Annotated in this window: 14 protein-coding genes; 13 read left to right on the forward strand and 1 reads right to left on the reverse strand. The window is 66.7% G+C overall.

Annotated features, from left to right (window positions below; all coding sequences use genetic code 11):
• Positions 1 to 69 precede the first annotated feature (69 nt).
• Complete coding sequence (gene glpK / locus IEW34_RS01455) at positions 70 to 1,566, reverse strand: glycerol kinase GlpK (RefSeq protein ID WP_188607346.1); 1,497 nt, start codon at positions 1,564 to 1,566, stop codon at positions 70 to 72.
• 91 nt (positions 1,567 to 1,657) lie between these two features.
• Between glpK and IEW34_RS01460 the strand changes: the two genes are divergently transcribed.
• The 13 genes from IEW34_RS01460 (at position 1,658) to IEW34_RS01535 (ending at position 18,478) form a co-directional block, all read left to right on the forward strand.
• Complete coding sequence (locus IEW34_RS01460) at positions 1,658 to 2,413, forward strand: alpha/beta hydrolase (protein ID WP_188607347.1); 756 nt, start codon at positions 1,658 to 1,660, stop codon at positions 2,411 to 2,413.
• Positions 2,414 to 2,676: 263 nt separating this feature from the next.
• Positions 2,677 to 3,558 (forward strand): COX aromatic rich motif-containing protein, encoded by an 882-nt coding sequence (locus IEW34_RS01465; protein ID WP_244641682.1) that lies wholly within the window; start codon positions 2,677 to 2,679, stop codon positions 3,556 to 3,558.
• Positions 3,555 to 5,684 carry a cbb3-type cytochrome c oxidase subunit I gene (locus tag IEW34_RS01470; RefSeq protein ID WP_188607348.1) on the forward strand — a complete coding sequence of 710 codons (2,130 nt, stop codon included), beginning with the start codon at positions 3,555 to 3,557 and terminating at the stop codon, positions 5,682 to 5,684. Before IEW34_RS01465 ends, IEW34_RS01470 begins: the two co-directional genes overlap by 4 nt.
• Entirely contained in the window at positions 5,681 to 6,313 is a 633-nt protein-coding gene (locus IEW34_RS01475; RefSeq protein WP_188607349.1) for a cytochrome c oxidase subunit 3, read from the forward strand. The genes IEW34_RS01470 and IEW34_RS01475 overlap by 4 nt, the downstream gene beginning before the upstream one ends.
• On the forward strand, positions 6,310 to 6,654 hold the full coding sequence (gene cyoD / locus IEW34_RS01480; protein ID WP_188607350.1) for a cytochrome o ubiquinol oxidase subunit IV: 345 nt from the start codon (positions 6,310 to 6,312) through the stop codon (positions 6,652 to 6,654). The genes IEW34_RS01475 and cyoD overlap by 4 nt, the downstream gene beginning before the upstream one ends.
• 638 nt (positions 6,655 to 7,292) lie before the next feature.
• Positions 7,293 to 7,739: a hypothetical protein gene (locus tag IEW34_RS01485; RefSeq protein WP_188607351.1), complete on the forward strand. Its 447-nt coding sequence runs from the start codon at positions 7,293 to 7,295 to the stop codon at positions 7,737 to 7,739.
• A gap of 101 nt (positions 7,740 to 7,840) precedes the next feature.
• Positions 7,841 to 8,764: a lytic transglycosylase domain-containing protein gene (locus IEW34_RS01490; RefSeq protein WP_373288173.1), complete on the forward strand. Its 924-nt coding sequence runs from the start codon at positions 7,841 to 7,843 to the stop codon at positions 8,762 to 8,764.
• 101 nt (positions 8,765 to 8,865) lie between these two features.
• The gene (locus IEW34_RS01495; protein WP_188607352.1) at positions 8,866 to 9,276 is read left to right on the forward strand and encodes a Zn-ribbon domain-containing OB-fold protein; all 411 of its coding nucleotides are present in this window, start codon (positions 8,866 to 8,868) and stop codon (positions 9,274 to 9,276) included.
• Between the two features lie 5 nt (positions 9,277 to 9,281).
• Positions 9,282 to 10,421, forward strand: coding sequence for a thiolase C-terminal domain-containing protein (locus IEW34_RS01500; RefSeq protein ID WP_188607353.1), 1,140 nt, complete (start codon positions 9,282 to 9,284; stop codon positions 10,419 to 10,421).
• Positions 10,422 to 11,380: 959 nt separating this feature from the next.
• A complete protein-coding gene (locus IEW34_RS30255; protein ID WP_210324423.1) occupies positions 11,381 to 14,794 on the forward strand; it encodes a PAS domain S-box protein in 3,414 nt (1,137 codons plus the stop codon).
• Positions 14,795 to 15,120: 326 nt separating this feature from the next.
• The gene (locus IEW34_RS01525) at positions 15,121 to 16,371 is read left to right on the forward strand and encodes an ABC transporter substrate-binding protein (RefSeq protein ID WP_188607354.1); all 1,251 of its coding nucleotides are present in this window, start codon (positions 15,121 to 15,123) and stop codon (positions 16,369 to 16,371) included.
• 147 nt (positions 16,372 to 16,518) lie between these two features.
• A complete protein-coding gene (locus tag IEW34_RS01530) occupies positions 16,519 to 17,334 on the forward strand; it encodes a helix-turn-helix transcriptional regulator (RefSeq protein WP_188607355.1) in 816 nt (271 codons plus the stop codon).
• 133 nt (positions 17,335 to 17,467) lie between these two features.
• Positions 17,468 to 18,478 carry a branched-chain amino acid ABC transporter permease gene (locus IEW34_RS01535; protein WP_188607356.1) on the forward strand — a complete coding sequence of 337 codons (1,011 nt, stop codon included), beginning with the start codon at positions 17,468 to 17,470 and terminating at the stop codon, positions 18,476 to 18,478.
• Positions 18,479 to 18,480: the final 2 nt, after the last annotated feature.

Below are 18,480 nucleotides of genomic sequence, written 5' to 3' on the forward strand. Positions count from 1 at the left end.
AATCAAATAGATATAGCATTTCGCGATTCGAAGAAACGCGGAAATGCTATAAGCGCCGCGACAGCCCCCTCAGACCCAGTCGAGGGAGCGCGCGACGGCCTTGCGCCAGCGGGCGAACAGCGCATCGCGCGGTGACGGGCCCATGCGCGGCTGCCAGCGCCGATCGATGTGCCAGTTGGCGACGAGGTCGTCCCGGCTCGTCCAATAGCCTGTCGCCAGCCCTGCGGCATAGGCCGCGCCGAGCGCCGTCGTTTCCGAGACGCGGGGGCGGACCACCGGGGCCCCGAGCATGTCCGCCTGGAACTGCATCAGGAGCTCGTTGGCGACCATGCCGCCGTCGACGCGCAATTCGGCGACGGTGATGCCCGCATCCTTTTCCATCGCCTCGATCACGTCGCGGGTCTGGTAAGCCGTCGCCTCCAGCGCGGCGCGGGCGATATGCCCCTTGTGCGCGAAGCGGGTGAGGCCGGCGATGACGCCGCGAGCGTTCTCCTGCCAGTAGGGCGCATAGAGGCCCGACAGCGCCGGCACGAAATAGACGTCGCCATTGTCCGCAACGCCGGCCGCGAGCCGCTCGACGTCGGCGCTGCTGTCGATGATGCCGAGGTTGTCGCGCAGCCACTGCACCAGCGCGCCGGTGATGGCGATGGAGCCTTCGAGCGCATAGGCGACCTCGCCGTTCCCCAGCTGGCTGGCGACGGTGGTGACCAGCCCGTGGCGCGACGGCACGGGCTCGGCGCCGGTGTTCATCAGCATGAAGCAGCCGGTGCCGTAGGTGTTCTTGGCTTCGCCCGGCTTGAAGCAGGCCTGGCCGAAGAGCGCCGCCTGCTGGTCGCCGAGGATGCCGGCGACGGGCACGCCCGCGAGCACGGGAGTACGGGCCTCGCCGTAGACCTCGCTCGACGAGCGGATGGCGGGCAGCACGGCCCGCGGCACGTCGAACAGCGCCAGGATGTCGTCATCCCAGGCGAGCGTATCGAGCCGCATCAGCTGGGTGCGGCTGGCGTTGGTCGCGTCGGTCAGGTGCAGCCCGCCGGCGGGCCCGCCGGTCAATTGCCACAGCAGCCACGCATCCACGTTGCCGAACAGCAGATCGCCCGCCGCGGCCCGGGCCCGGGCGCCCTCGACGTGGTCGAGCAGCCACCTGAGCTTGAGGCCGGAAAAGTAGCTCGCCAGGGGCAGCCCGGTGACGGCGCGCAACCGGTCCTGTCCGCCCTCTCGCGCCAGCTCGGCGACCAGGTCGTTGACGCGCGTATCCTGCCAGACCAGAGCGTTGGCGAGCGGCTGGCCGGTGCTGCGGTCCCAGATCAGCGTCGTCTCGCGCTGATTGGTGATGCCGACGCAGGCGAGGTCCGCCGCCGTGAGCCCGGCCTTGTCCAGCGCCGCGCCGATCACCGCCTCCGTGTTGCGCCAGATCTCCAGCGGATCGTGCTCAACCCAGCCGGGCTGCGGATAGATCTGCGTATGCTCACGCTGGGCCAGCGCGATGATCTCTCCCTGGCGGTCGAAGACGATGAACCTGGAGCTCGTCGTCCCCTGGTCGATGGCACCCACGTACCTCGTCACGCCCCCTCCTCCCCTTGTTGTCGTCGCGCGGCGACAGTCTATCCGCGCATGACGATCGAGGTCATCATCGCGGCAAAGAGGAGGATTGCCCATGGTTGCAGTGTTGAAGGGCGCGGAGCCGTTTTCGCTCCAGGGGAGTGACGTCGGCGTGCTCGTCCTGCACGGTTTCACCGGCTCCACGCAGAGCATTCGCTATCTCGGCGAGGAGCTTCACAGCCGCTTCGGCTTCACCGTCTCGGCGCCCCGCCTGCCAGGGCACGGCACCTCGCCCGACGACATGGAAACGACGGGCTATCTCGATTGGATGGGCGAGGCCGAGCGGGCGCTCAACGAGCTCGCCCAGGGCAAGCGGAAGGTCTTTGTCACCGGGTTGTCGATGGGCGGCACCCTCTCGCTCAACCTGGCTGCCCGCCACCCCGGTCTTGTCGACGCCATCGCGCCGATCGCCGCGCCGGCGGGCCACCTCACCGAGGCCTTCGCGGAGGCGCTCGCGCTCAATCCCCCACCCAAGCGCATTCCCGGCATTGGTTCGGATATCAAGGCGCCTGGCGTCAAGGAGCTTGCCTACGACGAGACGCCGATGGCGTGCCTGCGGGAGGTCTCGGTGCTGATCTCCCTGACCGCGGACCTCCTGCCCCGGATCGCCTGCCCGACGCTCGTGGTCCACGCGCGCGAGGATCACCTGGTGCCGCCCACCAACCCCACGGCGATCGTCAACGCCATCCGGGCCGACGATATCCGCCTGCTCTGGCTCAACAACTCCTACCACGTGGCCACCCTCGACAACGACAAGGATCTCATCGTCGAGCGGGTCGGGGGCTTCTTCACCGAGATGGCGCGGGTCTAGCCTGGCCTACGGCCCTTTTTCCAGGGATGGATGGCCGGGTCGAGCCCGGCCCTGACGGCATTGGCGCCAGGCGCCCTGCCCTGCGGTTGCCGTCGCAGAGCCATGGAATTTCCGCAATCTTTGGCGCGCAGCGGGATGATATCCGTCTCCATTCGTGTATTCCTGCGGTAGAGCTTGGGGCCGATGTCTTCCGGAGAGGCCCCAGGCGGAATGGCGCGCAACTGTCGCAAGGGGGCAGCGTGACGTTGAGGGGAATAGTCGGGTTGCTCGCCGCAGCCGTCCCGGGGACTGCTTCGGCCGGAAGCTTCCTGGAGCCCGCCGGGCCGATCGCCTCGGCGCAGTTCTCGCACTTCGGCGTCATCAGCGCGCTGATGCTCATCGTGATCGTGCCGATGTTCGTGGCGCTGCCGATCGTGCTGTATCGCTACCGCCGAGGCGGCAAGGGCACCTATCGGCCGGACTGGGAGTTCAACTGGGGCCTCGAGGTGGTCATCTGGGGCATCCCGGTCGCGCTTGCTCTCGCCCTCGGCATGGCGCTGTGGAAGCACACGCTGGAATACGACCCCTATCGTGCGCTCGGCCCCGAACCGCTGGTGGTCGAGGTGGTCGCTCTGGACTGGAAGTTCCTGTTTCTCTACCCCGAACAGGGGGTGGCGACGATCAATCTGCTCGCCCTGCCCGAGGACCGCCCGGTCACCTTGAGGTTGACGAGCGGCACGGTGATGCAGTCCTTCATCATTCCCCGCCTCGCCGGACAGATCTATGCGATGGCGGGAATGCAGACGCAGCTCAACCTGCTGGCCAGCGAGACCGGCGACTTCATCGGACGCAACACCCAGTATAACGGCCTCGGCTTCGCTACCCAGTCCTTCACCACGCGGGTCATGAGCCCGGACGCCTTCGCGGGCTGGGCCGAGGCGACGAAGGCGCAGCCAGCCGCCCTCGATGCCGCCGGCTTCGCGAAACTGCTTTCACCTTCCGTGGTGAGCGAGCCGGTGCTCTACGGCCGGTTCACCCCGGGCCTGTTCGGCCAGGTGATGGCTCGCTTCGCGCCCGCCATGGTCCAGGGCCACGGCCAGGCGGGCATGGCCGCCCCGCCAGCACCTCATCAGGGCCACCACCATATGCCGGAGGCCGGACGATGAACTGGGAGCTGATATTCGGCCAGATCAAATGGAACTCCTTCGTCTTTTCCGGGGCGATCGAAAATCCCTCGCTCAGCGAGTTCATCGCCTCGGGCGCCGGGTTCATCGCGGTGCTGGGCGCGCTTGCTGCCGTCATCCTGCTCACGGTCAAGGGATGGTGGGTACCGCTGTGGCGGGACTGGCTGACCAGCGTCGACCACAAGAAGGTCGGCATCATGTACATCGCGATCGCGTTGGTGATGTTCGCCCGCGCGGTCATCGAGGCGGCACTGATTCGTGCCCAGCAATTGTCCGCCTATGACGGTGGCGGCTTCCTGTCAGCAGACCATTTCGGGCAGCTCTTCAGCACCCACGGCACGATCATGATCTTCTTCGTGGCGATGCCGTTCATCACCGGGTTGATGAACTACGTCATGCCGTTGCAGATCGGCGCGCGCGACGTCTCGTTCCCCCTGCTCAACGCCATCTCGCTCATGCTGACCATGGCGGGGGCCATACTCATCATGGTCTCACTGGTGGTGGGCCAGTTCTCCACCGGCGGCTGGAGCGCCTATCCGCCCTTCACCGGCATCGAGTTCAGCCCCGGTGAGGGGGTCGATTACTGGATCTGGGCCGTGTCGCTGGGCTCCATCGGCTCGACGCTGACGGGCCTCAACTTCGCCGTGACGATCTACAAGAAGCGCTGCCCCGGCATGACGCTGTTCCGCATGCCGCTCTTCTGCTGGACAACGCTGTGCACCTCGATCCTGATGATCTTCGCGATGGCTCCGCTCACCGCCGCGACGATCATGCTCGCCCTCGACCGCTATGCCGGCTTCCATTTCTTCACGAATGGCGACGGCGGCAACATGATGAACTATGCCAACCTATTCTGGCTGTTCGGGCATCCCGAGGTCTATATCCTCATCCTGCCGGCCTTCGGCGTCTGGTCGGAGGTGGTGGCCACCTTCGCCAGCAAGCGCATCTATGGCTACACGTCGCTGGTCTACGCCACCATGTGCATCGCCGTGCTCTCCTTCGCGGTGTGGCTGCACCACTTCTTCACCATGGGCCAGAGCGCGAATGTGAACGCCGTGTTCGGCATCGCCACCATGGTGATCGGCGTGCCGACCGGGGTGAAGGTCTATGACTGGCTGCTGACTATGGTCGGCGGGCGCATCCGCTTCACTACGCCGATGCTGTTCCACATCAATTTCCTGCTCACCTTCATCCTCGGCGGCATGACGGGCGTGCTGCTCGCCAATCCCGGCGTCGACTTTCAGGTCCACAACACGCTGTTCCTGGTGGCCCATTTCCACAACATGATCATTCCCGGCGTGCTGTTCGGTATGTTCGCGGCGGTGCAGTTCTGGTTCCCGAAGGTCTTCGGGTTCCGGCTGCATGAGGGACTGGGCCGAGCCTCGTTCTGGTGCTTCGCGCCAGGCTTCCTGCTGGCCTTCTTCCCGCTCTACTGGTTGGGAATGATGGGCGCGACGCGGCGAACCTACATGTGGTCGGATCCCAGCTATCTGCCCTGGCTCGCCCTGGCCATGGCCGGCGCCGCGCTCATCCTCGCCGGCTTCGCGCTGATGGTGGCTCAGATCGTGGTGTCGGTGCGCCGTCGCGAACAGCTCGCCGCGCCGCTGGGCGATCCCTGGGACGGGCGCGCGCTCGAATGGTCGATTCCCTCCCCGCCACCGGAGTGGAATTTCGCAGTGCTCCCCCAGGTCACCGCGCGAGACCCCTTCTATGAGGCCAAGAAGGCCGGAATCGCCTATCGCTCGCCGGCCGCCTATGAGGACATCGAGGTTCCCCGCAATACCGCGACGGCGCCGCTGATCGGCCTCTTCGCCTGCGCATGGGCGTTCGCCCTCGTCTGGCACATCTGGTGGCTGGTCGTGGTGTCCTTCGTGCTGATGTGGGTCGTGGTCATTGTCCGCTCCTTCCAGACCGACACGGAAGAGACCGTGCCCGCCGCGACGGTGAAGGCGGCCAATGAGGCGTTCCTCGCCGCCGCGCGCGCCGCGCCGGGCGTCGCACGCGACCGGGAGATGACATCCGAGAACCGGGGCCGGGCCCTTCCGGAAGGGCTGGAGGGCCGCTCCGGTCCCGTCTCCTCCCGCGCCCCCGTGGAGGTTCTGCCATGAGCCTGTCCGAACGCCTTCATCCCGGGCTGAACCTCGCCGGCACCGATCCCGAAGGCCATGAAGCCGCCGAGGAGGTCCTGTTCGGCTTCTGGATCTTCCTGATGAGCGATCTGGTGCTGTTCGCAGTGCTGTTCGCGACCTATGCGGCCATGAGCGTGCAAGGCATCGCCGGAGGCCCGCGGCCTGCCGAGGTGTTCGACCTCACCGCCGCCTTCCTGGAAACAATGCTGCTGCTGCTCTCCAGCTTCGCCTTCGGCTTTGCAATGCTGGAAATGAAGTATCGCGAAAACCGGCGCCGCGTTCTGAGCTGGCTGCTCGTCACCGGCGTGCTCGGCGCCGCCTTCGTCGGCATGGAGTTGCACGACTATTACGTGATGATTACCGCGCATGCGGCGCCGCCGCAGGCGAGCGGGTTCCTCTCCGCCTATTACCTGCTGACGGGCACCCACGCCCTGCACGTGTCGTCCGGGCTGGTGTGGATGGCGATCATGGCGGTTCAGGTCATGGTGATCGGCTTCAGCACGCCGGTGAAGCTGCGGCTGATGCGCTTGGCGCTGTTCTGGCACATGCTCGACGTGGTCTGGATCGGCATCTTCACCTTCGTCTACCTGTTCGGGGTCGTGTCATGAGCAACCGGGGGCCCGCCGACACGCCGCCGAGCGAGTATGAGGACGAGGGGCGCGAGCGGCTGAGCTACGTGGTTGGCCTCGTCTTGGCGCTGCTGCTGACCACGGGCGCCTTCGCGGTGGTCTGGCTGGATCTTCTGAGCGGCGGCGCCGCGCTCGCCGCGCTTGGGCTGCTCGCCTTGGTTCAGGCGGTCGTGCACCTGCGCTACTTCCTGCATATCGACCTCGCCCGATCGCATCGCGACGACCTGTTGCTGATCCTGTTCACCGTGCTGATCCTGCTCATCATGGTGTCGGGCACCATCTGGATCCTCTACGACCAGCACATTCGCATGATGGCCTGACAGGGGGCCGGCCGGCGGAGCGGCGCCTGGAGCTTCGCTGAGGACCGCGCGGAGAGGCGGCGTCCGTTGCAAGAAGCTCGAGCATGAGTCGCTCTTCATCGTCGGAGACGGCGGCCTCCTCCTGCCGGGTCACGGAGCAGCCGATGGCGCGATCCGCGCTGTCCCAGCGGACCTGGTGCGCGCGTAGCGCTTCAGCGACTCCGTCGCGCCGAGTGCAAAGCGACGGCAGATCAGCCGCAAGCTCATCGCACTGACGCAGGGAGCCGATGCGCACCGGCGACGGCAACTCGGGTGCAGCAGCAACCACCTGCGGAAAGCCGATCGGTTGAGTCACGGGCTTGACCCGGGCAGCCATCCTCCAGGTCGAAAAGCTGCCGCGGCGGCCGCCGGCGGTGGCGCGCAGGGCATGGCGCTTGCCGGGTGCGGCGCCTCGCTGGGCGTCCCTGCGTCAAGGATTTGGGAAGCTTAACGGAATGCAAATGCAAGACTTCATGAACTAAGCCGCGTCAGCTTCGTTTAACCTGAACAGACGTTCACACTTCCCCGTTAACTCATTGGCCAGATCCAACGCGCAATGCTTGAGCCACAACAGGAACAACACCGGCAACCAAAACAATTCGCCGGAGAGGCCTCAAGTCATGATCAAGACATCCTTGCACGCCTTCGCCGAACGCACCCTCGATGCCGCCAAAATCTCAAGCAACGACGTGCGCGAGCTCGCAACACGCATCCTCCCCCACGACATCATGCACCGCGACGAGGCCGACCTCCTCATCGCACTCGACCGCATGATCGACGACAAGCCCACCGCTTGGGACGACCTCTTCGTCCGCCTCATCGTCGACTTCGTCGTCTGGTCCATGCGCCCAACAGGACGCGTCAATGCCGACATCGCCGCCTGGCTCACAACCTCCCTCGCCGCAGGCAACGGCCCCACCGAGGCCGGCGTCGCCGCCGCCCTCGAAATCGTCCGCGAGGCCGAGCAGGTCGACGAGGCCCTCGTCTCCTTCGTCCTCCAGGGCGCCCAGGACAAGCGGCGCATCAACGCCCCCCTCCACCCTCACCGCCAGCCAAGGGCCGCCTGAACCTCAGCCGAGATCCACGGCGGCGAACGCGGCTCTTGCATCGCGGCCCGTCATTGCTAGAGCTTGCGCTCTAACCTGGTGGCACGAAGTGGGGAGCGACGATGTCCAGGGCCCTTGTCGGCACCAGTGCATGCGCGTGGCTGTTCCTGCTCGGCATGGCCTGGCTCGGCAGCCTGCGGGCCGAGGCGCCGGCCGCCGCCGCAGCCGCCCCGGGGGCCGCTGCCACCGAGACGCCCGAGCAGGCGGTCTGCCGCATCATCGACGGGGCCGCCAAGTCGCACGGCCTGCCGCCGAGCTATCTGACACGCCTCATCTACCGCGAGAGCGCCTTCCGGGCGACGGCGGTCAGCCCGGTCGGCGCCCAGGGCATCGCCCAGTTCATGCCGGGAACCGCGGCGGACGTGGGGCTGGCGGACCCATTCGATCCCGAGCAGGCGATCCCCAAGGCGGCCAGGTTCCTGGTCGACCTGAAGCGCCGCTTCGGCAGCTGGGGCCTGGCGGCAGCAGCCTACAACGGCGGGCCGACGCGCCTGGCGAACTGGCTCGAGGGCAAGGGCGGCATGCCGACGGAGACGCGCAACTACGTGATCGCCGTCACCGGCCGCAGCGTCGACGAATGGGCCGACGACTACCGCGCCGGCAAGACGGCGCCGGATCCCGAGCTCCCCGAGGCCAAGTCTCTGTCGTGCCGCGAGACGGTGGCGGTGCTGCGCCGGCCCGGCGCACCGCCGCTGCCGGGACTGCCGCGCGGTACCGGCGAGGACACCATCTTTGCGCCGTGGGGGGTCCAACTCGCCGGCAACTTCTCGCGCGCGCAGGCGCTGGCGACTTTCGCACGGGCCCGAAACCAGTACCGGACGGTGATCGGCGACAGCCGGCCGATGATCATCGGCACGCGCCTGCGCAGCCGCGGCACCCGCGTGTTCTATCGCATTCGCGTGCCGGCGCCGACGCGCACGGCCGCCGACGCGCTTTGCGGGCGCATTCGCGCCATCCAGGGCGCCTGCATCGTGCTCAAGAGCTGACGCATCGAGCGGCCGGCAACGGCTGAGCCCGGAGTTGCACCGGGCGCATTGGTTGCCGCGGATCTCCGTGTATATACATGTTTATCGGAAGGGAGATCGCGATGGCTCAACCCACCCGCGCGCGTCCGGTGCCGACGCCGGAGACACAGCACTTCTGGGACGGGACGCGGCGGGGCGAACTGCGCCTGCAACGCTGCACCGCTTGCGCCAGATCCTACTTCCCGCCGCGGCCGTTCTGCCCGGCGTGCGGCTCGCGCAAGGTCGAGGTCTATGCGGCGAGCGGCAAGGCCACGCTCTACAGCTATGTGATTCATCACCGTCCGGCGCCCGGCTTCACGCCGCCTTATGCGATCGCCGTGGTCGAGCTGGCCGAGGGGCCGCGCATGATGAGCAACATCGTCGATTGTCCACAGACACCGGAGGCGCTGGAACTCGACATGCCGCTCGATGTCGTCTTCGAGGCGCTCGACGAGACGATCACCCTGCCCCTGTTCCGCCCGGCGAAAGGCTGACGACCATGCGCCCCAGAGAGATCGCCGTCGTCGGCGCCGCCGAAACCACGCGGCTCGGCGTCATCCCCGACATGTCGCAGATCGAGCTGCATGCCGACGCGGCGCTGAACGCGCTGGCCGATGCCGGCCTCAAGCCGGGCGACATCGATGGCATCGCCACGGCCGTCGAGACGCCTCAGCAGATCGCGCACTACCTCGGCATCACGCCCACCTGGGTCGACGGCACCTCCGTCGGCGGCTGCTCGTTCATGCTGCACGTCCGCCACGCCGCGGCGGCGATCGCGGCCGGCTATTGCACGACGGTGCTGATCACCCACGCTGAGAGCGGCCGCTCGGGCATCGGCAGGCCGCCACGGCAGGTGGCGCCGGACAGCCTCGCCGGGCAGTTCGAGCAGCCCTACGGGCCGATGGGGCCGCCGAGCCTCTTCCCCATCCCGGTGCTGCGCTACATGAAGACATACGGCACCACCCACGAGCAGCTGGCCATGGTGGCGGTGGTGCAGCGTGAATGGGCGGCGCTCAACCCACGCGCCACCTTCAGGGAGCCGATCACCGTCGACGACGTACTGAACTCGCGCATGATCGCCTACCCGTTCCGGCTGCTGCAATGCTGCCTCGTGACCGACGGCGGCGGCGCGCTGATCCTGACCAGCGCCGACCGGGCCAGGGACCTCCCGCAAAAGCCGGTCTACGTCCTCGGCACCGGCGAAAGCGTCGAGACTCCGATGGTGAGCCAGATGGAGAGCTTCACCTCATCCCGGGCCTTCCGCGTCGCCGGCCCCACGGCGTTCCGCGAGGCGGGCATCAGCCATGCCGACGTCGATCATCTGATGATCTACGACGCCTTCGCCCACCTGCCGCTCTACGGCCTCGGCGACCTCGGCTTCATGCCGCACGCCGATACCGGCCCCTTCATCGCCGCACGCCAGACGGCCATCGGCGGCAAGCTGCCTCTCAACACCAACGGCGGCGGCCTGAGCTACATGCACTCGGGCATGTACGGCATGTACGCCTTGCAGGAGAGCGTGCGCCAGATGCGCGGCACCGCACCGGCGCAGGTGAAGGGCGCCAAGATCTCGGTGGCGCACGGCGTGGGCGGCATGTTCGCCGCCTCCGGCACGGTGGTCTTCACCAACGAGGCGTAAGGACCCGGATCGGCCAGGGTCCGATCGGGCTTAGAGCATTTCCGCGCTTCTTCGAATCGCCGAAGTGCTCTTATCTGTTTGTTTTATCGCATTTTCTTCACGCGAACCGGCGTCCACTTCGCTCGAAAACGTTCTAGAGCCTGTCCGGCCAAAGCAAGTTCGCCGGACGGGCTCTATCTCGTTGTTCTGACGCAATTCCGGACGCAGGAGTGCTGGAACTTCTGCTGGAATTGTCATCGAGCGGGATAATTCTTCTTTGAATTACCATCCGCCTTAAGTCTTTTGTTTGATCATGCTGACTTAGGAAAAGCCGACCGCGGTTTGCGGACTGGATTTGAAGGGCCTCTCTCGGACGGCATCGACTGCCCGGACGCCGACATCCGGCCGGGCCATGCTCCGACCTCAGCCGATCAGATCGATGACGATCTTGCGCAGCTCGGCCCGGCTCAAGCCGGTCGGCTCGGGCCTCTTGGGCTCACGAAACTCGGTTCGCCTGGTCGTGTCGACCGCCCTCGCGGGATGGACCCGCCGAGCAGCTTCTTGGTTGATGTCACGGTGTAAGTTCTGCATTCCATTCCTATAGCACCGCCTGACGATTGGACAGGCGGTCGATAATATATCGCGCTCAGCCAGTGGATGACCGCAGCGCTTCGCCGACTAGGGTCTGTCGAGTATGATTTGGGTGGTCGGACAAACGACCATGAAATCCAGGCCCATCGGGCCTGCGGGCTGTCGAGCCCGCCCAAACAGTGAACCGAACAATCGTGCCGGTTAGCGCCAATATAATCACGCTTGCGGCCAATTAAAGGCGGCGCCGCCGCCGACCGCGATGGCGCCTGCTGCCCGGCTTGACCAAATGCCGGAAAAGCGAGTGGATTGGTGTGCGGAGGACGGTGCGGCCCAGACCGACGCTGCTGGATGTCGCCCCGGTCCGGACGGAGTGGACCAGGAAGGACACGATGGCGGACGCATCCCGCGTTTCGGCGGGGACAACGACCGAGGCGCGCTGGTCCAGCAGCGGCATGGGTCGGCTCATCGCCGACTACGACTGGTCGGCCTCCTCGCTCGGCTCCCGCCAGGCGTGGCCGGCGGCGCTGGAGCACGCCGTGCGACTGATGCTTCCGGCGCGCGCTCAAATCGTGCTGTTCTGGGGACCCGACTATGCCGCCCTCTACAACGACGCCTATGCGCCGACCATCGGGGTCAAGCACCCGCGGGCGCTGGGCCGACCGGCGGTGGAGAACTGGGGCGAGCTCTGGGACGATCTGGAGCCGCTGCTGCGCCGGGTGCGCGAGACAGGCGAAACCGTCTTCGCCACGGACAGGCCGTTCTACATCGAGCGCTCCGGCGCCGGCGAGAACGTCTATTTCGACATCTCCTATTCGCCGGTCTTCGAGGACGACGGCGGCGTCGGTGGCGTGCTGTGCATCGTCAGCGAGACCACCCACCGTGTCAGGGCCGAGCAACGGGCAACCGCGGAGAACGAGCGGCTCGCCCACATGTTCGATCAGGCGCCCGGCTTCGTCGCCCTGCTCGAGGGCCCGGAGCATATCATTCGGCTGACCAACGCAGCCCACCAGGAGATCATCGGCGGACGCGACGTCATCGGCAAGCCGATCCGGGCGGCGCTGCCCGAGATCGAAGGACAGGGGTTCTTCGAGCTGCTCGACAACGTTTACCGCAGCGGCAAAGCATTCACGGCCAGCGCCATGAAGGCCATGGTTCGGCGCAGCCCCGGCGCGCCGCTCGAGGAGCGCTACGCGGATTTCGTCTATCAGCCGATCAGCGGGCCGGACGGCGCCACGACGGGAATCTTCGTCCAGGGCACCGACGTGACCGAGCAGTGGCGCGCCATCGAGGCGCGGCGGGACAGCGAGAATCGCCTCGCGCTCGCGGCCGAGGCCGCCGCGATCGGCACCTGGGAGTTCAATCCGGCAACCGGCGAACTGCGCTGGGACAGCCGCTGCCGACAGCTGTTCGGCCTCGGCGCGGACGATCCCGTGGACTACGACGGCGCGTTTCTGGCCGGACTGCACCCGGAAGATCGCGCCCGCGTCGACGCGGCAGTCGCCCGGGCCCTCGCCGCGGACAGCCCCGGGCATTTCGATGTCGAGCACCGCACCATCGGTCTGCGGGACGGTGTCGAGCGCTGGCTCGCCGCCACCGGGCAGCGCTTCATCGGCACGGACGGCACCGTCCGCTTCGTCGGCGTCGTCATCGACATCACCGGCCGCAAACGGGCCGAAGCGGAGCTGGCCCGGTCGGGACGGGCCCTGCGCGAGGAAAGCCACGCGCTCGAGATCCTCAACACGACCGCGGCCAATATCGCCGCCGAGCTCGAGCTGGAAACGCTCGTCCAGGCCGTCGTCGACGCCGGGGTCGAGCTCAGCGGCGCGCAATTCGGCGCCTTCTTCTACAACCGCGTGGACGAGAAGGGCGAAAGCTACACGCTCTACAGCCTGTCTGGAGCGCCGCTGGACGCCTTTGCAGGGTTTCCGATGCCGCGCAACACGCCGGTGTTCGCCCCGACCTTCACCGGCGAAGGCGTTGTCCGGTCGGACGATATCACGCGCGATCAGCGCTACGGCCGCAACCCGCCCCGCGCGGGCATGCCCCCCGGCCACCTGCCGGTGCGCAGCTATCTCGCCGTGCCCGTCGCCTCCCGCTCCGGCACGGTGATCGGCGGCCTGTTCTTCGGCCATGCGGCGCCCGGCATGTTCAGCGAGCGTTCCGAACGGCTGGTCACCGGGCTCGCGGCGCAGGCGGCCATCGGCATCGACAATGCCACGCTGTTCGAAACCTTGCAGCGCCTGAACCAGGTGCTGGAAAGCCGGGTCGCGGAGCGCACCCGCGAGCGCGACCGCATCTGGCACCTCTCGCGCGACCCGTTTCTCGTCGCCGACGCCGAGGGGCACTGGCTCGCCGTCAGCCCCATGTGGAGCGAGTTGCTCGGCTGGTCGGAGCGGGAGCTCCTCGGCCGCACCTCGGAGTGGATGGAGCATCCCGACGATCGCCGCCGGACGCGAGCCCAGATCGGCCAGCTGGCGAAGGGCGACGTGCCGGCGCGGTTCGAAAATCGCTTTCGGAGCAAGGCAGGCGACTATCGCTGGTTCTCCTGGACGGCGGTGCGCGATGGCGATCAGCTCTATTGCGTGGCACGCGACGTGACGCGCGAGAAGGAGGCGGCGGACGCGCTCCAGCAGGCGGAGGAGGCGCTGCGGCAAGCCCAGAAGATGGAGACCTTGGGGCAGCTCACCGGCGGCGTGGCGCATGATTTCAACAATCTGCTGCAGGTCGTCTCCGGCAATCTGGAACTCCTCCAGCGCAACCTGCCCGCGGATGCGGCGCGCCTCAGACGGGCGGCGGACAACGCCATGAACGGCGCCCGGCGCGCCGCCACGCTGACTCAGCGGTTGCTGGCCTTCTCGCGCCGGCAGCCGCTGACGCCACGCCAGATCGACCCGAGCAAGCTCGTCTCGGGCATGTCGGAGCTGCTGCGCCGCTCTCTGGGCGAGACGATCGAGATCGAGACGGTGCACGGCTCGGGATTGTGGCGCGTCGAGGTCGACCCCAATCAGCTGGAGAATGCCATTCTCAACCTTGCGGTCAATGCCCGCGATGCCATGGCAACCGGCGGCAAGCTGACGATCGAAACCTCCAACACGCTGATCGACCGGGATTACGTCACCCGTCATGCCGAGCTGACGGCGGGCCAATATGTCGTCATCTCGGTGTCCGACACCGGCACCGGCATGGACTCCGAGACCTTGCAGCACGCCTTCGAACCCTTCTTCACCACCAAGGAGGTGGGCAAGGGCACGGGCCTCGGCTTGTCGATGGTCTACGGTTTCGTCAAGCAATCCGGTGGCCACGTGAAGATCTATTCCGAGCCGAGGGAAGGCACGTCGGTCAAGATCTACTTGCCGCGGCTGCTTGCAGCCGCCGACGACACCGAGCCGGCGACGGACCATGGCGTGCCGGACGGATCGCTGAGTGAGGTGGTCCTGGTCTGCGAGGATGACGACGACGTGCGCGCCTATTCCGTCGAGGTGCTGCGCGAGCTCGGCTACACCGTGATCGAGGCGGCGGATGGTCCCGCCGCCCTCAAGCTGCTCGAAGGCGACGACCGCCGGGTCGATCTGCTGTTTACCGATGTGGTCCTGCCGGGCGGCATGAGCGGCGCGGCTCTCGCGGTGCAAGCGCGGGCCGTCAGGCCGCGGCTCAAGGTGCTGTTCACGACGGGCTACGCGCGCAACGCCATCGTCCACCACGGCCGCCTCGACCCCGGCGTCGAGCTGATCACCAAGCCGTTCAGCTTCACCGAGCTCGCCACCCGCGTCCGCGACATACTGGACTTCCAGCGCGAGGATTAGCCGGAGTTCCTCGGCAGACCCGCCGAGCGCGACGCGTTCCCGGCGTCGAGGATAGTGGCGGCGTCTGCTTCGAAGGTCCTGCTTTTCCCGATCCGTCTGCGAGCTTAACGTATCATCGAAATGTACAGGCACTGCCGGTTACCGTGATCTCGCATCGATCAGGCCGTCGGCACCGTCGTCTTCGCTGCGTCGCAGCACGGAAAATGAGACTGGCGCTCAAGTAACCCGGCAGCCGCCCGACCAGGCGATGGGCTCTATTTGCTGCTCAATTCCGGCACGAGCCGGGGCGTTGAGCGTCGACAAAAAAGCAAACGGGGAGGAGTATGATGGTGAAGGGCCGTCTGTGTCTTGCCGCGCTGGCGAGTCTGTTGATGTCCGGCGTTGCATTCGCTCAGGAGAAGATCAAGGTCGGCGTGACCGCGACTCTGGAGGGCACCTACACGGTGCTCGGCGAGGACGGCATGCGCGGCTTTCAAACCGCGTTGAACAAGCTCGGCAAGAAGGTCGGCGACAAGGAGCTCGAATTCGTCGTCGCCTCCACCGATGCGACGCCCGACTCGGCCGTGCGCGCCGTCCGCAAGCTGATCGAGCAGGACAAGGTCCAGATCCTGCTCTCGCCCCTGTCGGGCGACGAGGGCATCGCGGTCAAGAATTTCGCCAAGACGCGCCCGGAGCTGACGTTCGTCAACGCGGCTTCGGGCGCGCAGGAGACCACCTTCGTGGATCCGGCCCCCAACTTCTTCCGCTACAACATGGACGGCGCCCAGTGGCAGGTCGGCCTGGGCAAATATGCCTACGATACCAAGGGCTATCGTAACATCGCCACGGTGGGCGAGGACTATTCGTTCATCTACACGCAGGTCTTCGGGCTCGTCCTCGAATTCTGCGGCGCCGGTGGCAAGATCACCAGCCGCCAATGGGTCCCGCTCGGAACGAAAGACTTCGCCTCGGTCATCGCCGCGCTGCCGGACGACGTCGACGCGATCTATCTGGGACTTGGCGGTGCCGACGCCGTCAACTTCCTCAATCAGTATCAGCAAGCGGGCGGCAAGGCGCATCTGCTCGGCGGCTCGATCATGGTCGATCAGACCATTCTCTCGGCCAAGGGCAACGCCAAGAACGCCCTGATCGGCACGATCGCCGCCAGCGGCCAGGCCGACACCTGGGACGATCCGGGCTGGCAGGCCTTCGTGAAGGACTATCAGGCCGCATTTCCGCCGGAGAAGCGCTTTCCCAGCCCGTCGCTGCTGGCCACCAACTACTACAATGCGACCACCGCCCTGATCCTCGGGCTCCGCAAGGTGAACGGCGACCTCGGCGACAACCAGTCCAAGCTGAAGGCCGCACTGGCCGCGATCGAGCTCGATGCGCCGAACGGCAAGATCAAGCTCGATGCCAACCGCCAAGCCATCGGTACAAACTTCGTCACCGAGGTCGTCGACGACGGCAAGGGCGCCCTGTTCAGCAAGGTTGCCAAGGTCATCCCGAACGTCAACCAGACGCTCGGCTACGACCCGGCCGTGTTCGCCAAGATAGGCTTGCCGAGCCGCACGGTCCCCGAGTGCAAGAAGTATTGAGAACGGCCGGACGGGCGGCGCCGTCGGTGCTGCCCGTCCATCGCCCGGATCTCAGCGTGCACCGCCCGCCCGAACGCGCCCTTGCATTCTCGTCGCGGATGATCAAGCTCATGGAAAACAAGAAAACACGATCCGCGGGAGGAGTGCATGAGCCGGGCTCTTGCCGTCTTTCACGGCCATTTCGGCCGCGCCACGGTCTATCAGCTCAATCGTCCCTTCAACTTGCATGCGCACCGCGAAGGACATCTGATCTTTCACATCGGCGGCACGCCGGCATACGTGGAGGTGCTCGACGAGCCGAGGCCGGCGCGCGGGGATACGGTCCTGGCGGTCAATCCCTGGGAACCGCACAATTTTGTGCCGAAGGATCTGGCGGACGGAGCGATCTTCCTGGTGCTCTACGTCAACGCCGAGTGGTTCGCCGGCGTGCGCGGGCTGCGCTTCGGGTGCACGACGTTCGAGCGCACCGCGATGCTGGACCGCGATGTCCGGGAGGCGGCGGCGATGATCTGCGGCGCGCCGTCGCTCAGGAGCCTCGATGGCGAATTGAGGGGGCTGATCGCCTCCTGCCACGAGGAAAGCTGGCGCCAGGCGGACGCGCGAGCCAAGAGCTGCGCCGTTGCTTCCGTGACCGATTTTCGGGTGCGCAAGTCGATCCGGCTCCTGGCCCGATCGAAGGGCGCCGAGATGCAGCTCGATGCGGTCGCCCGCGAGGCCGGCCTCTCGCGCCCGCACTTCTACAAGCTGTTCCGCAGTCAGACCGGCGTGACGCCACAGCTTTATCGCAACACGCTGGTGATGGAGAAAGCGCTGGACGCGCTGGTGTCGAGCGAAGCTCCGATCGTCGACATCGGCTGCGACCTCGGCTTTTCCTCGCAGAGCGCGTTCACGCACTTCTTTGCCGGCAATGTGGGCATGGCGCCCGGCGACTACCGGCGCGCTGCCAAGGTCCTGCGGCCCTGACCGGCGAACCGGGCACGCAAAAGCGGACCGACGATCAAGGGCGATCCGCGCCGGCCGGTAGGATGCCACCGGCGGGCGACGCCGCCCAAGCGCGTGCCCGCGCAGCTGCCGGTCCGGGATGCGGAGCGCGCACATGAGCAGATTTGTCGAGCGCTATCCGGGCCGGGCTCTCGCCATTCTGATTGCGGTTGCGGCAGCGCTCTGGTTGATCTTCGCGACCTGGCCGCCGGGCCTGGAGGAAGCCTTCGGCCGCAAGAAGGTGTTCCTCAGCGCCGTGTTCAACGGCGTCACCCTCGGCGGCCTGTATTTTCTGGTGGCGAGCGGCTTCACGCTGATCTTCGGGCTGATGCGCAACGTCAACCTGACACACGGCTCGCTCTATCTGTTCGGCGGATACATCGGCTACGCGGTGAGCGTCGCGACCGGATCCTGGCTGCTGAGCTTTCTTTGCGCATTCATCGTCGTCGCGCTGATCGGCGCCGCCATGCAGATCCTCGTCTTCCGCCGGATCGAGGGGCAGGAGTTGCGCCAGACCATGGTGACGATCGGGCTGTCGATCGTATTCGCCGACCTGATGCTCTGGGCGTTCGGCGGCAATTTCTACCAGATTCAGACGCCGGCCGCGCTCGTCGGCCCGATCGAGCTGCCCTTCGTCACCGCAGTCAAATCGTCCGGCGAGGCCGTCTACCTCCAGTATCCGATGGTGCGGCTCGTCATCCTGCTGGCCGCCGTCGTCATCGGCATCGCCATGTGGGTGGCCCTCAACCGCACGCGCATCGGCATGATCGTGCGGGCCGGCGTCGATGACCGCGACATACTGGCGGCCATGGGGGTGCGAATCCAGCTGGTGTTCGTGCTGGTGTTCGCGCTCGGCGCCGGGCTTGCGGGCATGGCCGGCGTCGTCGGCGCCACGTTTCAGTCGCTGTCGCCGGGCGAGGATCTGCGCTTTCTCCTCGCCTCGCTCGTGGTCGTCATCATCGGCGGCATGGGATCGATCCCGGGCGCGGCGCTCGGCGCGCTGATCGTCGGCCTCGCCGAGCAACTTGGCTCGGTCTACATCCCGACCTACGCCATCGTCGTCACGTTCCTGATCATGGTGCTCGTGCTGGCCGTCCGGCCGCAGGGCCTCCTGGCAGGGCGCTAGCC

Source organism: Chelatococcus reniformis, assembly GCF_014640075.1.
GTDB classification, from domain to species: domain Bacteria; phylum Pseudomonadota; class Alphaproteobacteria; order Rhizobiales; family Beijerinckiaceae; genus Camelimonas; species Camelimonas reniformis.